The sequence below is a fragment of the Pseudomonas sp. ES1 genome (assembly GCF_050586605.1).
Classification (GTDB): Bacteria; Pseudomonadota; Gammaproteobacteria; order Pseudomonadales; family Pseudomonadaceae; genus Aquipseudomonas; species Aquipseudomonas sichuanensis.
The window spans coordinates 61,443-76,562 of sequence record NZ_JBOBDM010000012.1 but is presented as its reverse complement, the minus strand read 5'-3'; the positions used below and the strand labels follow the sequence as shown (position 1 = coordinate 76,562).

The following is a 15,120-nucleotide window of genomic DNA, read 5'->3' as shown; positions in this document are numbered from 1 at the left end:
CGCCCTCAATAATGAGGCGGCGGAGCCTCCTCTCCCTCGCTGCCGTACTGGCCGACCATCTCTTCGTAACGCTTGATCAACTCGGCCACCTGCAATTGCAGGCGCTCGATCACCCGCCCCTGCTCGACCACCACGTCATTCAGCGCCTGGATGGTGTCATCCTGGAACGCCTGTCGGGTTTGGAGCTCGACGATCTGCATTTCCAGCGACATGCCTCAGGCCTCCTTGAAGCTTTCACCGAGCAGCGCACGCACACGCTGGCGAATACCCTCTACCTGTTCCGGCGCATAGTCGATGGCCGGGACCTTGCCCCACACCGGCGCAGGCCAGGCGGCATCGCCGTGGCGACGGACGATGACATGCATGTGCAACTGGCTGACAACGTTACCGAGCGTGGCGACGTTCATCTTGTCGCCAGCAAAGGCATCCTTCAACGCTTCGGCCAAGGCATTGGTTTCCTGCCAGAGCTGCTGCTGATCAACCTCCTCGAGGTCGAAAAGCTCGCTGATGTCGGCACGACGCGGCACCAGGATGAACCAGGGGTAGTTGGCATCCTTGCTCAACAGCAAGCGGCATAGCGGCAGATCGCCCAGCACCAGGGAATCCTGCTGCAGGCGCGAATCGAGAGTGAACACGGCGTACCTCCTGAAAACAATGACGCCCCACAGGGCGAAAACAGGGGCGAAGGATACCCTGCTTCCACTTTTGCCACATCAGCGAGGATGCGCACCCAACAGGCATGCGCACCCGTTTGAGCCGGCGGCGGTAACACCACGCTACTTTTCGCACCAAAATGATGCCAATCGTCACCGCACCACCACACTTTCTTCACACAAAACACGCAGGATCAACAGTTACGGGTAACACCTTGACTTTGAAGGCAACTGTTGCAAACAAGCAGGACATTGATCCATGGCACACCATAAGACAGGCGTCGCCCCGTGTTTACGGTGATTTCCACCCTGGCGCTTTGGCAACTGTGAAAATTTCATCAAGCGTTCGTGATTTTGAGCACGCTTGTTGCATTCGTTTGACGCCAAGTCGGCACGACACCTGCATCGTCGGGTGGACGCGACAAATAACAACAGCGGCATCGGATCCACCAGGGAGTTTGCAGGCCACAACTTTGTGATTACGCATTCTTGATGGCTTGACAACAGCGCTGGCGTTGTACGCCCAACTAAACAGGGCGTGATTTGCGACATGGAAATAACTGTACGCGACACGACCATAAACTTATCGAAAGGTTGTTTTTGCCCGTATCGCCAAGAATAGTCAGCGTGATATACATTTTCGCCGACATAACAAGAAAGAGCTGCCCCTATAACTAAAACACCAGGGCGCAGCGGTACTCTTCCTAAAAACCAAAGGAGCAAATCACGATGCGCGTGATGAAGTGGAGCATGATCGCCCTGGCAGTAGCAGCAGGGACCTCGCAGTTTGCTGTCGCCTCTTCGCAGGATGAGTCCAAGGGCTTCCTCGAAGACAGCAAGCTCAACGTCAAGACCCGGATGCTGTATTTCAGCCGTGACTTCCGCAACAACGATCGTGACAAAGACGGCAACCGTCAGAGCCGCGTTGAAGAAACCGGCCTGGGCTTCCTCGGCACCTACGAGTCCGGCTTCACCCAAGGCACCGTCGGTGTCGGCGTCGACGCCATCGGCATGCTGGGCCTGAAACTGGACAGCGGCAAAGGCCGCGCCGGCACTGGCCTGTTCCCGACCGGCTCCGATGGCCGCTCGCAGGACGATTACTCCGAAGGCGGCGCCGCCTTGAAGTTCCGTGTCTCCGACACCGTGCTCAAAGTCGGCAACCAGTTCACCGCCTTGCCAGTGTTTGCCACCGACGACAGCCGCTTGCTGCCGGAAGTTGCAGAAGGCGCCCTGATCACCAGCAACGATATCAAGAACCTGACCCTGCACGCCGGCCGCTTCACTGGCCTGAACGCCCAGGCGCAGACCTTCCGCGATAGCCTGCACCTGAAGGAAGCCGACGTATTCGGTGGCACTTACGCCTTCACCGACTCTCTGTCGACCAGCGTTTACTACTCCAAGGTCGAAGACTACTGGCGCAAGTACTACGCCAACGTCAACTGGGCGCTGCCAATTTCCGACAAGCAAGGCCTGGTGTTCGACTTCAACATTTACGACACCAAGAGCGATGGCAAAGGCCTGGTGCGTGCCGACAAGGACAAGACCACCAAGCTCGATAACCGTGCGTTCAGCCTGTCCGGCGCCTATAACATCGGCGCCCACACTTTCACCCTGGCCTTCCAGCGCGTAACGGGTGACGGCCAGTACGGCTACGGCGTCGACGGTGGCGGTACCATTTTCCTCGCCAACTCGATCGCCCGCTCCGACTTCAACGCTGAAGACGAGAAGTCCTGGCAGGCACGCTACGACCTGAACTTCGCCGAATACGGCATTCCAGGCCTGACCTTCATGACCCGTTACGCTCGCGGTACTGGTGCCAACACCGACGTGACCAACAACGGCAAGGAATGGGAACGCGACATCGACGTCAAGTACGTGCTTCAGGAAGGCCCCGCCAAGGACCTGAGCTTCCGTGTCCGTCAGGCCACCTACCGCTCCTCGGACAACGTCTACGGTTCGCCGTCCCTGGACGAACTGCGCCTGATCGTCGAGTACCCGCTGAGCATCCTGTAAGCCTGTGCTTGCAACGCTCTGCGAATGAAGGAGCCCGGCCTTGGCCGGGCTTTTTCATGGCTGACACAAATGCACGCGTGCTGCATTCTGTACGCTTTCGTCTCGCCCCCGTACAATGCGGGGTCATTTCACATTCAGGCAATCGACACGGCTCACCATGCGCACCAGTCAATATTTGCTCGCCACCCAAAAAGAAACCCCGGCAGATGCCGTGGTCATCAGCCACCAGCTCATGCTGCGCGCCGGCATGATCCGCAAGCTGGCCTCCGGCCTCTATACCTGGCTGCCGATGGGCCTGCGGGTGATGCGCAAGGTCGAGGCCGTGGTCCGCGAGGAAATGAACGCCGCCGGTGCCCTCGAAGTGCTGATGCCAAGCATCCAGCCCGCCGAGCTGTGGCAGGAATCCGGCCGCTGGGAACAGTACGGCCCGGAACTGCTGCGCCTGAAGGACCGCCACAACCGCGACTTCTGCGTCGGCCCGACCCACGAGGAAGTCATCACCGACCTCGCGCGCAACGAGCTGTCGAGCTACAAGCAGCTGCCGCTGAACATGTACCAGATCCAGACCAAGTTCCGTGACGAGATCCGTCCGCGCTTCGGCCTGATGCGCGGCCGCGAGTTCATCATGAAGGACGCCTACTCCTTCCATGCCGACCAGGCTTCCCTGCAGGAAACCTACGACCGCATGCACCTGGCCTACAGCAACATCTTTACCCGCCTGGGCCTGGACTTCCGCCCGGTGCAGGCAGACACCGGCTCCATCGGTGGCAGCTACTCCCACGAATTCCACGTGCTCGCCTCTTCCGGTGAGGACGACGTGATCTTCAGCGACAGCTCCGACTACGCCGCCAACATCGAGAAGGCCGAGGCCATCCCGCGCGAAACCGTGCGCCCGGCCCCAACCGAAGAACTGCGCCTGGTCGACACCCCAGACGCCAAAACCATTGCGCAGCTGGTGGAAAACTTCGGCCTGGCGATCGAGAAGACCGTCAAGACCCTGATCGTGCATGGCGCCGAAGAAGGCAAGCTGATCGCCCTGATCGTCCGTGGCGACCACGAGCTCAACGAAATCAAGGCCACCAAGCTGGAACAGGTTGCCGAGCCACTGGTCATGGCCAGCGAAGCCGAACTGCGCGACGCCATTGGTGCCGGCGCCGGCTCCCTCGGCCCGCTGAACCTGCCGCTGGAATGCATCATCGACCGTTCGGTCGCCCTGATGAGCGACTTCGGCATCGGTGCCAACATCGACGACAAGCACTACTTCGGCGTGAACTGGGAGCGAGACCTGCCGGTTCCACAAGTCGCCGACCTGCGCAACGTCGTCGAAGGCGACCCAAGCCCGGACGGCCAAGGCACCCTGGTCATCAAGCGCGGCATCGAAGTCGGCCACATCTTCCAGCTCGGCACCAAGTACAGCGAGGCACTCAAGTGCCAGGTACTGGGTGAGAACGGCAAGCCGGTGGTGCTGTCGATGGGTTGCTACGGCATCGGTGTATCCCGCGTGGTCGCCGCCGCCATCGAGCAGAGCTACGACGACAAGGGCATCATCTGGAACGACGCCCTGGCACCCTTCCAGATCGCCCTGGTACCGCTGCGCTACGAAACAGACGTGGTACGCGAAGCCACCGACAAGCTGTACGCCGAACTGACCGCTGCCGGTTTCGAAGTGCTGCTGGACGACCGCGACAAGAAGACCAGCCCCGGCATCAAGTTCGCCGACATGGAGCTGATCGGCATCCCGCACCGCATCGTCGTCAGCGATCGCGGCCTGGCTGAAGGCAACCTGGAATACAAGCACCGCACCGAGCAAGACGCCCAGGCGTTGCCGCTCAATGAAGTGCTGAGCTTCCTGCAGGCCCGTATCCGCCGCTGATAAACCGTTGCGCGAGTGATCATGTCCAAGCGAAGTACCTACACCCTGGGGGGCGCCGCACTGTGCGGCGCCCTGCTCCTCAGCGGTTGCGCCAACCAGATGCCCCAGCGCAGCGACCATGAAGAGCGCGTCGAGCGCAAGCTGCTCGAACACAGTCTGCAGATCGATGTCGGCGAGCCCAAGGTCATGGAGCTTCCGCAACGGCGCGTGCGCATTCACGAACAGCAGCGCTTCGAGGTCACCGAATTCGAGGTGACCCGCCGCTACGACCGCTACACGCCCTACCAGCCCTGGCGGGAGATCTACGAGATCCCGCTGGGTGCGGTTGCGGTGGTTGCCGGTATCGGTGCCAACGTGGCCAACGTGTTCGCCCTGGGCAACCTGCCCGAGAGCATGACCCACGACTGGCTCAGCTATGGCGTGGCCGGGCTCAACCCTTTCATGAACACGCCGTCCAACGGCCGGGCGCAACAGAACCTGGCCGGTATCAGCGAAGTCGAGAAGGGCAAGCGCGAAGAGTTCACCAGCGTGCCCTGGAACGAGCGCCTGGTCGAGGTCAAGGCCGGCAAGATGACCCACGAGCTGACCACCGACAAGAACGGTGTTCTACGCCTGAACCTGCTCGACAGCCCGTTCTCCGAGCAGAACCTCAAGCACGTAGGCACCCTGCACTTGCAGGTGGTCGACGAGGACAACGGCGTGCGTGGCGATGCCAGCCTGCTGGTAAGCGGCAACCTGCGTGGCAAGCTGCTGGAAGCGCACGAGCTGATCTTCGATGACCTCGAAGACGACGATGTCGGCCAGTGGGTACATCGGGTCAAGCGCCTCTCGGAGCTGGGCCTGGAAGAAGAAGCCAGCGAGCTGGAGCAGAGCCTGATCGAGCTGACTCGCAACGATCCGGAACTGCAGCAGGACTTCCTCAAAACGCTGACCAAGGAAACCGGCCGCCTGGTCGCCGACCCTGGCGCGCAATGAATGGCTTGACGCAATAACAGCAAGGGGCGCACATCGCGCCCCTTCTTTATTTGCTCTCGAACAACTCCAATTGCTCATGGGCGCCGCGCAAATCACGCAACCTCACCCCTACACCCAGTAAACGCACGGGCTTACCCCCGCGTGCGAACGCCTGGCTGAGCAACTGCCGGTAACTCTCAAGGTCACGCCCTGCCCCTGCCTGCTCCAGGGTGGTTTGGCTGAAGTCATGGAACTTCACCTTGACGAAAGGCTTGTCGGGCCGATAGCTGCTGTCCATCCGGGCAATACGCTCGTTCAGGCTGGCCAGCAGGTCGGGGAGCTTTTCCAGGCAACTGGCCAGGTCCGGCAGATCATGATCGTAGGTGTTTTCCACGCTGACCGACTGGCGACGACTGTCATTTTGCACCGCACGCTCATCGATACCCCGCGCCAGCCCCCACAAGCGCTCACCGAAACTGCCGAATTCACGGACCAATGCCAGGCGCGGCCAATCACGCAAGGAAAGGCAGGTATCAATGCCCAGCCGCGACAGCTTGTCCGCCGTGACTTTACCCACCCCGTGCAGACGAGCGACCGGCAGCGCGGCGACGAACGCCTCCACCTGATCCGGGGTAATCACGAACAGGCCGTTGGGCTTGCGCCAGTCACTGGCAATCTTGGCCAGGAACTTGTTAGGCGCCACCCCGGCAGAAACCGTGATGTGCAACTGCTGCGCGACACGCCTGCGGATATCTTCGGCAATGCGCGTGGCGCTGCCGGCAAACCACTGGCTGTCACTGACATCCAGATAAGCCTCGTCCAGCGACAAGGGCTCGATCAGCTCGGTGTAGTCACGGAAAATCGCGTGTATCTCCCGCGACGCTTCACGGTAGGCCTCGAAGCGAGGCTTGACGATCTGCAGGTCTGGGCACAGCTTCATGGCATGCCCCGAGGACATCGCCGAGCGCACGCCATAGGCCCGCGCCTCATAGTTGCAGGTGGCAATCACCCCACGCTGCCCTGGCTGCCCACCCACTGCCATGGGGCGCCCCACCAGGCGCGGGTCATCACGCATCTCGATGGCGGCGTAGAAGCAGTCACAGTCGACATGAATGATCTTGCGCAAGGACATGGACGACAGCCAGTACTGTAAATTCATACAGATATTACCCCAAGCCCCATGAGCGGAGACAGGGTGTACACGACAATCGGCCTGGAACCCCCGTCAACACTGGGTCAGCCACCGATCTGGCACGCTAAGAGTCTGAACGGGAAAGGTTTTTTTGATTTAAAACTTGACATCGGGAAGGAATTCCGTAGAATTCGATCTCACAGGCGCGGGATGGAGCAGCCTGGTAGCTCGTCGGGCTCATAACCCGAAGGTCGTCGGTTCAAATCCGGCTCCCGCAACCAGATTAAAGAAAAGGCCACTGTTTCGACAGTGGCCTTTTTTATTGATCCCTGAAAAGCATTTCGGATAACCCTTGAAGACTATTGAGCATTAAAGCTTGACAGCATTCGGATAATCCGTAGAATGCGCCCCTCTGACGCGGGATGGAGCAGCCTGGTAGCTCGTCGGGCTCATAACCCGAAGGTCGTCGGTTCAAATCCGGCTCCCGCAACCAGATTCTAGAAAGGCCACTGTTTTTACAGTGGCCTTTTTTATTGCCCGTGCCCGGACATTTAGAAAAAACCAAATAAATCAAGCATTTGTGCTTGACAGCCATTCACTAATCGGTAGAATGCGCACCACTGACGCGGGATGGAGCAGCCTGGTAGCTCGTCGGGCTCATAACCCGAAGGTCGTCGGTTCAAATCCGGCTCCCGCAACCATATCGTCAGAACAAGCCCCGCCTATCGAAAGATAGTGCGGGGCTTGTTGCATTCCGGCCCATCGCATTGGGCCACGCAGACCAGGCGCAGTGCACCTCCCGCCTCGCCCCCGCGGCTGATCCACATAGCTGAATGAACTATCTTTAACTATCCTGAAACAGATTAACTACATGGGCCGGAGTAATATCTGGACACGTTTTTCCAAAGGGATTTTCACTTGGCCGTAGCTCGCTTGCACCTCGCGCTGATCGCACGGGGTAACCCATGACCGCCCCCACCCCCGAAACCCAGGCACCGCTGACTGCGGCCTTGCCTACGGCTGCACAACGCCTGCCCTGGCTGGAACGCCTGAGCAAGTACCGCCAACCCCTGAGCCTCGCGCTGACCCTGGTGCTGTTCGCCATGGGCCTGATTGCCTGCCGTCACCTGTTGAGCGAGTTGGACATCTACGCGCTGCATGACGCCATGCTCAGCGTGCCGTCCAACGCTTTGCTGGGGGCACTGCTGGCTACCGCAGTCGGCTTCCTGATCCTGCTGGGCTACGAATGGTCGGCCAGCCGTTTCGCGGCGGTACAGTTACCGCCGCGAACCTTGGTGCTAGGTGGTTTCAGCGCCTTCGCAATCGGTAATGCCATCGGCCTGTCGATGCTCTCAGGTGGTTCGGTACGTTATCGCCTGTATGCCCGCCAGGGGCTCAGCGCTGCGGAAGTCGCACGCATGACCGTGTTCGCCAGCCTGTCGCTGGGCTGCGCGCTGCCGCCGCTGGCGGCCCTGGCCACTCTCAGCAATCTGCCGGCCGCTGCCACTGCACTGCGCCTGCCCGCGCCGCTGCTGGGTGGGATTGCCGTGGCAGTACTGGTCATGACCGCTGCGTTGGTAATGGGCCTGTACCGTCGCCGCCTGGCAGAGCAACCGCTCAAGGACAGCCTGCTGGTTCAGTTCGGTCGCCGCACCCTGCGCCTGCCAAGCGCTCGCCTGGCCGGCCTGCAACTGCTGATCACCGCGCTGGACGTAGCCGCCGCCGCCACCGTGCTGTACCTGCTGCTGCCGGAAGCACCGCCATTCGGTGCCTTTGTACTGGTCTACCTGCTGGCACTGGCTGCCGGTGTGCTGAGCCACGTACCCGGCGGTGTCGGTGTATTCGAGGCGATCCTGCTGGCCGCCTTTGCCAACCAGCTGGGCGCCGCACCACTGGCCGCCGCACTGCTGCTGTACCGGCTTATCTACGTTGTGCTGCCGCTGCTTGTGGCGTGCGTACTGCTGCTGGCCAACGAAGCGCGCCGCCTGCTGTTCGCCCAACAAGCCATCCGCGCGGCTTCCGGGCTGGCTGCACCGGTACTGGCAATCCTGGTGTTCCTCTCCGGTGTGGTGCTGCTGTTCTCCGGCGCCACCCCCGAGATCGACAGCCGTCTGGAACACATGGGTTTCCTGATTCCGCACCGGCTGATCGATGCGTCGCACTTCGGCGCCAGCCTCATCGGCGTGCTGTGCCTGCTGTTGGCCCAGGGCCTGCGCCGCCGTCTGTCAGCCGCCTGGCTACTGACCACCGTGCTGCTGCTGGCAGGCGCAGTCCTGTCGCTGCTCAAGGGCTTCGACTGGGAAGAGGCCACGCTCATGTGCCTCACCGCTGCCCTGCTGGCACTGTTTCGCCGTTCGTTCTATCGCCCCAGCAGGCTGCTTGAGCTGCCGTTCTCGCCGGTGTACCTGGTGGCCAGCGCCTGCGTGGTCGGTGCGTCGATCTGGCTGCTGCTGTTCGCCTATCAGGACGTACCCTACACCCACAAACTGTGGTGGCAGTTCACCCTTGATGCCGATGCCCCACGCGGCCTGCGCGCGGCCATGGGCAGCGCCGTACTGCTGGTGATCGTCTCCCTGACCTGGCTGCTGCGCACCGCGCGCCCGGTGATCCACCTGCCCACCGAAGACGAACTGCAACGCGCCAACCGCATCCTGCTGGCCTCCGACCAGCCCGACGGTGGCCTGGCACTGACCGGTGACAAGGCCCTGCTGTTCCATCCCAGCGACAATGCCTTCCTCATGTACGCCCGCCGTGGTCGCAGCCTGGTGGCTTTGTACGACCCTATCGGGCCGGCCCAGGAGCGCGCCGAGATGATCTGGCAGTTCCGCGACCTGTGCGACCTGCACCACGCCCGCCCGGTGTTCTACCAGGTGCGCGCGGAGAACCTGCCGTTCTACATGGACATCGGCCTGACCGCGATCAAGCTGGGCGAAGAAGCCCGGGTCGACCTGCGCCGCTTCGACCTCGAAGCCAAAGGCAAGGAAATGAAGGACCTGCGTTACACCTGGAACCGCGGTGGGCGCGACGGCCTGAGCCTTGAGGTGCACGAGCCCGGCCAAGCGCCGCTGGCCGAGCTCAAGGAAATCTCCGACGCCTGGCTCGAAGGCAAGAACGTGCGCGAGAAAGGCTTCTCGCTCGGCCGCTTCAGCCCTGAATACCTGCAGCACTTTCGTATCGCGCTGATTCGTTTCCAGGGCCGCCCGGTGGCCTTTGCCAACCTGCTGGAGACCCACAGCAACGAGCTGGCCAGCCTGGACCTGATGCGCGCCCACCCGGAGGCGCCGAAGCTGACCATGGAATTCATGATGGTTGGCCTGATCCTCCACTACAAGAGCCATGACTATGGCCGTTTCAGCCTGGGGATGGTCCCCCTTTCCGGCTTGCAGCCGCGGCGCGGCGCACCCTTGACCCAACGCCTGGGTTCGATGGTGTTCCAGCGTGGCGAGCAGCTGTACAACTTCCAGGGCCTGCGGCGCTTCAAGGACAAGTTCCAGCCGGACTGGGAACCCCGTTACATGGCCGTGCCGGCCGGGCTCGACCCGCTGGTGGCACTGGCTGATACCGCCGCCCTGATCGCTGGTGGCCTGACTGGATTGGTGAAACGTTGATGATCCGACGCTATTGGCTGTACGTACTGATTCCCCTGCTACTGGCCGCCCTGGCCGGCGGTGCAGCCTTCTGGCTGTGGACCCGACCTGCCCCAGAAGCGCGCCTGGACCACCTGACCCTGGGCGACGGCAGCAGCCTGACCCGAGCCACCCCTGGCGTACATGCCAAGGCCCGGGTAGCCATCGGCGTGCCGCAGGAACAGGCCTTGAGCGACAAGCAACTGCTGGACCTGAGCCAGGCCGGCGAAGCTCAACTGGTGCAGGTGATCCTGCCACCGGCCGACTGCGGCAAACAGCAGGCAGCCATGAATGAGGCACTGGCGCAGTTGTCCGACAAACCCACCGTGGTCGCCGGCATCGGCCCCGGCGCCGCCCAGGCCTGGCGCTGGCTGGCCACACAGAGCGATGACAAGGCCCGCGCCATCTCGGTGGACTTCACCCTTGAACAACCAGACTGCCAGGTTGAATTGCCCAAATCCGCCGCCCACGGCCACTGGAACGTGGCTTGGAACGACAACCCGGACGATGCCAGTGCCGCCTTCGTGCGCGACCAGGCCAACGCCGAGACCAGCATTGCCGACTACGACATCCACCTGCCCCAGGTACTCAAGGCCCAGCTCACCCAAGCCCTGGTCGGCCAGGACGGCAACGCCCTGGCGATCCCGGTGGTCGAAGTCCCGGCCGGGCAGACCACCGACACCGTCACCCTGTTCCTCTCGGGCGACGGTGGCTGGCGCGACCTGGACCGCGACGTCGCCGGCGAGATGGCCAAGCTCGGCTTCCCGGTGGTGGGTATCGACACCCTGCGCTACTACTGGCAGCACAAGACGCCGGAGCAAAGCGCCGCCGACCTGTCCGAACTGATGCAGCACTACCGCCAGAAATGGGGCACCAAACGTTTCGTGCTGACCGGCTACTCGTTCGGCGCCGACGTACTGCCAGCCATCTACAACCGCCTGCCCGAAGAAGACCAGAAGCGCGTCGATGCGGTGATCCTGCTGGCCTTCGCCCGCAGCGGCAGCTTCGAGATCGAGGTCGAGGGCTGGTTGGGCAAGGAAGGCCAGGAAGCCCCGACCGGGCTGGAGATGGCCAAGCTGCCCGCCGCCAAGGTGGTCTGCGTGTATGGTGTCGAGGAAACCGACGAAAGCGGCTGCACCGACAAGACTGCCGTGGGTGAACGCATGAAGCTGCCCGGCGGCCACCACTTCGACGAGAACTACCCGGCACTGGCCAAGCGCCTGATCAACGAGATCGAGACCCGCCAGGGGAAGTCCAGCGTCGCTGAAAAATGATGTGAAAAGGGGCCGCTATGCGGCCCCTAACTGTTTCTAGATCTCGACCTGGGTTCCCAGCTCGATCACCCGATTCAACGGCAGGTTGAAGAAGCGCAGGTTACCGTTGGCGTTCTTGAGCAGGAATGCGAACAGGTTGCTGCGCCAACGCGACATCCCCTCCAGTCGCGATGCAATCACCGTCTCGCGGCTGAGGAAATACGTGGTGCGCATCGGGCTGAAATCCAGCTGGTCCAGATGGCACAGTTTCAAGGCCGCCGGCACGTCGGGCTCATCCATGAAACCGAAGTGCAGCAGCACCCGGAAGAACCCGTCGCCATAGGCTTCCACTTCGAAACGCTCGCTCTCCGGCACCCGCGGCTGGTCCTCGCTGACTACCGTCAACAGCACCACCTGGCTGTGCAGCACCTGGTTGTGCAGCATGTTGTGCAACAGCGCGTGGGGCACGGCGTCCGATCGCGCGGTGAGGAACACCGCTGTGCCCTCGACCCGGTGCGGTGGTTGCACACGGATGCTGGCGATGAACAGCGGCAGCGGCAACGCGCCTTCGTCGATGCGCTCGACCAGGATCTGCTTGCCACGCTTCCAGGTGCTCATCAGCACGAACAGCACGATCCCCGCCAATACCGGGAAAGCACCGCCCTGGACTATCTTCGGCACGTTGGCGGCAAAGAACAGCCCGTCGACCAACAGGAAGCCCACCAGAATCGGCACCGCCAGTACCGGTGGCCACTTCCACAACAGCAGCATCACCGCCGACACCAGGATGGTGGTCATCAACATGGTGCCGGTCACCGCCACCCCATAGGCCGCAGCCAGGGCGCCGGACGACTCGAAGCCGATCACCAGCAGCACCACGCCGACCATCAGCGTCCAGTTCACCGCACCGATGTAGATCTGCCCCTGCTCGTCGCTGGAGGTGTGCTGGATCTGCATGCGCGGGATGTAGCCGAGCTGGATGGCCTGGCGGGTCAGGGAAAAGGCACCCGAGATGACCGCCTGCGAGGCGATCACCGTGGCCATGGTAGCCAGGCCCACCAACGGCAGCAGTGCCCAGCTCGGTGCCAGCAGGTAGAAGGGGTTACGGGCGGCTTCGGGGTTCTGCAACAGCATCGCCCCCTGGCCAAAGTAGTTGAGCACCAGCGCCGGCAGCACCAGGATGAACCAGGCACGGGCGATCGGCTTGCGGCCGAAGTGGCCCATGTCGGCATACAGCGCCTCGGCACCGGTCAGCGCCAGCACCACGGCGCCGAGGATCGCCACGCCCATGCCCGGATGAACGATGAAGAAATTCAACGCCCAGCCCGGGTTGAAGGCCTTGAGCACTTCCGGGCTCTGCGAGATGCCATGCACGCCGAGTGCCCCCAGCACCAGGAACCAGGTGACCATGATCGGGCCGAACAGCTTGCCGATCGTCTCGGTGCCGTGCTTCTGCACCAGGAACAGCGCCACCAGCACCACCAGCGAGATGGGCACCACCCAGTGGTCGATGCCATCGAACGCCAGGCCCATGCCCTCCACCGCCGACAGCACCGACACCGCCGGGGTGATCATGCTGTCGCCATAGAACAGCGAGGCGCCGATCAGGCCGCAGATGACCATCAGCGCACGCAGCTTCGGATGGCTGGCCGTGGCCCGCCGCGCCAGCGCCGTCAGCGCCATGGTGCCGCCCTCGCCCTGGTTGTCGGCGCGCAGGATGAACATCACGTACTTGAACGACACCACCCACAGCAGCGACCAGAGGATCAGCGACAGGATGCCCAGCACCCCATCGTGGTTGACCGGTACTCCATAACCGCCGCTGAAGACCTCTTTGAGGGTGTACAGCGGGCTGGTGCCGATATCGCCATAGACCACCCCAACAGCTGCCACGAGCAGGCCCAGCGACCGCGTCGCACCCTGCTTACCCTCGTGCCCGCCCGCGGCGTGACTGCTTGCCTGAACCATCGACCACTCCCGCAGAAGGCCTGTTAGACCGATTGAATTCCCATCCGCGTCGGGGCATCCCGTAGGCCCCCGCGCAACGGCGCGAAGCATAGCGCAGCGTTCGTCGTATTTCTGCTGGTCAAGCGACCTTGCGCTCGCTAGAATTGCGCACTTTTTGATCAGAGGCGCGAAAAGCGCCCGCCAGGATCGCCCCCGTTACCGGCCGGGCGACCTGTATTCAATACCGAGGTTAGCCATGTCCACCACTCCCGCCACCCCTAAGGTCGGCTTCGTTTCCCTGGGTTGCCCCAAGGCCCTGGTCGATTCCGAGCGCATCCTGACCCAGCTGCGCATGGAAGGCTATGAAGTCGTGCCGACCTACGAGGACGCCGACGTGGTGGTGGTCAACACCTGCGGCTTCATCGACAGCGCCAAGGCCGAGTCGCTGGAAGTGATCGGCGAAGCCATCAAGGAAAACGGCAAGGTCATCGTCACCGGCTGCATGGGCGTCGAAGAGGGCAGCATCCGTGACGTGCACCCGAGCGTGCTTTCTGTCACCGGCCCCCAGCAGTACGAGCAGGTGGTCAACGCCGTGCACGAAGTGGTGCCGCCACGCCAGGACCACAACCCGCTGATCGACCTGGTGCCGCCTCAAGGCGTGAAGCTGACGCCGCGCCACTACGCCTACCTGAAGATTTCCGAAGGCTGCAACCACAGCTGCAGCTTCTGCATCATTCCATCGATGCGCGGCAAGCTGGTCAGCCGCCCGGTCGGTGAAGTGCTGAGCGAGGCCGAGCGCCTGGTCAAGGCCGGCGTCAAGGAAATCCTGGTGATTTCCCAGGACACCAGCGCCTACGGCGTCGACGTCAAGTACAAGACCGACTTCTGGAACGGCCGCCCGGTCAAGACTCGCATGCTCGAGCTGTGCGAAGCGCTGAGCAGCCTGGGCGCCTGGGTGCGCCTGCACTACGTCTACCCGTACCCGAACGTGGACGACGTGATCCCGCTGATGGCCGCCGGCAAGATCCTGCCGTACCTGGACATCCCGTTCCAGCACGCCAGCCCCAAAGTGCTCAAGTCGATGAAGCGCCCGGCCTTCGAAGACCGCACCCTGGCCCGTATCAAGAACTGGCGCGAGCAGTGCCCCGAGCTGGTGATCCGTTCGACCTTCATCGTCGGTTTCCCTGGCGAGACCGAGGAAGACTTCCAGTACCTGCTGGACTGGCTGACCGAAGCCCAGCTCGACCGCGTCGGCTGCTTCCAGTACTCGCCGGTAGAGGGCGCCCCGGCCAACGACCTGGGCCTGGACGAGGTACCGGATGACGTCAAGCAGGAACGTTGGGACCGCTTCATGGCCCACCAGCAGGCCATCAGCACCGCCCGCCTGCAACTGCGCATCGGCAAGGAAATCGAAGTGCTGATCGACGAAGTCGAAGAGCAGGGTTCGGTAGGCCGTAGCTTCTTCGACGCGCCGGAAATCGACGGCAGCGTGTTCATCGATGGCGACCACGGCTTCAAGCCAGGCGACAAAGTGCGTTGCCGCATCGTCGATGCGGATGAATACGACATGTGGGCAGAGCCAGTCTGACACCCCGCTGCACTGAAAATACCCCGCCCACTGGCGGGGTATTTTTTTGCATCTATGTTTGTGCAGAGGCCAACGCACACC

Annotated in this window: 10 protein-coding genes and 3 tRNA genes; 9 read left to right on the top strand and 4 right to left on the bottom strand. The window is 62.4% G+C overall.

The window, feature by feature from the left end:
- Positions 1 to 5: 5 nt before the first annotated feature.
- On the bottom strand, positions 6 to 212 hold the full coding sequence (locus ACQ4N9_RS07460; RefSeq protein WP_258642829.1) for a SlyX family protein: 207 nt from the start codon (positions 210 to 212) through the stop codon (positions 6 to 8).
- Between the two features lie 3 nt (positions 213 to 215).
- Positions 216 to 635 carry an HIT family protein gene (locus tag ACQ4N9_RS07455; RefSeq protein ID WP_390967980.1) on the bottom strand — a complete coding sequence of 140 codons (420 nt, stop codon included), beginning with the start codon at positions 633 to 635 and terminating at the stop codon, positions 216 to 218.
- A gap of 747 nt (positions 636 to 1,382) precedes the next feature.
- Between ACQ4N9_RS07455 and ACQ4N9_RS07450 the strand changes: the two genes are divergently transcribed.
- From ACQ4N9_RS07450 to ACQ4N9_RS07440, 3 genes are all read left to right on the top strand, one after another.
- The gene (locus tag ACQ4N9_RS07450) at positions 1,383 to 2,666 is read left to right on the top strand and encodes an OprD family porin (protein ID WP_390967981.1); all 1,284 of its coding nucleotides are present in this window, start codon (positions 1,383 to 1,385) and stop codon (positions 2,664 to 2,666) included.
- Positions 2,667 to 2,823: 157 nt separating this feature from the next.
- On the top strand, positions 2,824 to 4,539 hold the full coding sequence (locus ACQ4N9_RS07445) for a proline--tRNA ligase (protein WP_232880555.1): 1,716 nt from the start codon (positions 2,824 to 2,826) through the stop codon (positions 4,537 to 4,539).
- 21 nt (positions 4,540 to 4,560) lie between these two features.
- The gene (locus ACQ4N9_RS07440; protein WP_125465153.1) at positions 4,561 to 5,514 is read left to right on the top strand and encodes a hypothetical protein; all 954 of its coding nucleotides are present in this window, start codon (positions 4,561 to 4,563) and stop codon (positions 5,512 to 5,514) included.
- A gap of 46 nt (positions 5,515 to 5,560) precedes the next feature.
- Here ACQ4N9_RS07440 and dinB read toward each other — a convergent pair whose 3' ends face one another.
- Complete coding sequence (gene dinB / locus ACQ4N9_RS07435; RefSeq protein ID WP_390968086.1) at positions 5,561 to 6,619, bottom strand: DNA polymerase IV; 1,059 nt, start codon at positions 6,617 to 6,619, stop codon at positions 5,561 to 5,563.
- Positions 6,620 to 6,829: 210 nt separating this feature from the next.
- On the opposite strand from dinB, the gene ACQ4N9_RS07430 reads away from it, so the two are divergent.
- From ACQ4N9_RS07430 to ACQ4N9_RS07410, 5 genes are all read left to right on the top strand, one after another.
- Positions 6,830 to 6,906: transfer RNA gene (locus tag ACQ4N9_RS07430), tRNA-Met, on the top strand.
- Between the two features lie 135 nt (positions 6,907 to 7,041).
- A tRNA-Met gene (locus ACQ4N9_RS07425) sits at positions 7,042 to 7,118 on the top strand.
- Positions 7,119 to 7,249: 131 nt separating this feature from the next.
- Positions 7,250 to 7,326 (top strand) — tRNA-Met (locus tag ACQ4N9_RS07420).
- A 264-nt stretch (positions 7,327 to 7,590) separates the two neighbouring features.
- The gene (mprF, locus tag ACQ4N9_RS07415) at positions 7,591 to 10,233 is read left to right on the top strand and encodes a bifunctional lysylphosphatidylglycerol flippase/synthetase MprF (protein ID WP_390967982.1); all 2,643 of its coding nucleotides are present in this window, start codon (positions 7,591 to 7,593) and stop codon (positions 10,231 to 10,233) included.
- Positions 10,233 to 11,525 carry a virulence factor family protein gene (locus ACQ4N9_RS07410; RefSeq protein ID WP_390967983.1) on the top strand — a complete coding sequence of 431 codons (1,293 nt, stop codon included), beginning with the start codon at positions 10,233 to 10,235 and terminating at the stop codon, positions 11,523 to 11,525. Before mprF ends, ACQ4N9_RS07410 begins: the two co-directional genes overlap by 1 nt.
- Before the next feature lie 36 nt (positions 11,526 to 11,561).
- On the opposite strand, the gene ACQ4N9_RS07405 is transcribed toward ACQ4N9_RS07410, so the two are convergent.
- Positions 11,562 to 13,472: a potassium transporter Kup gene (locus ACQ4N9_RS07405; protein ID WP_390967984.1), complete on the bottom strand. Its 1,911-nt coding sequence runs from the start codon at positions 13,470 to 13,472 to the stop codon at positions 11,562 to 11,564.
- A gap of 235 nt (positions 13,473 to 13,707) precedes the next feature.
- On the opposite strand from ACQ4N9_RS07405, the gene rimO reads away from it, so the two are divergent.
- On the top strand, positions 13,708 to 15,039 hold the full coding sequence (rimO, locus tag ACQ4N9_RS07400; RefSeq protein ID WP_153787620.1) for a 30S ribosomal protein S12 methylthiotransferase RimO: 1,332 nt from the start codon (positions 13,708 to 13,710) through the stop codon (positions 15,037 to 15,039).
- Positions 15,040 to 15,120: the final 81 nt, after the last annotated feature.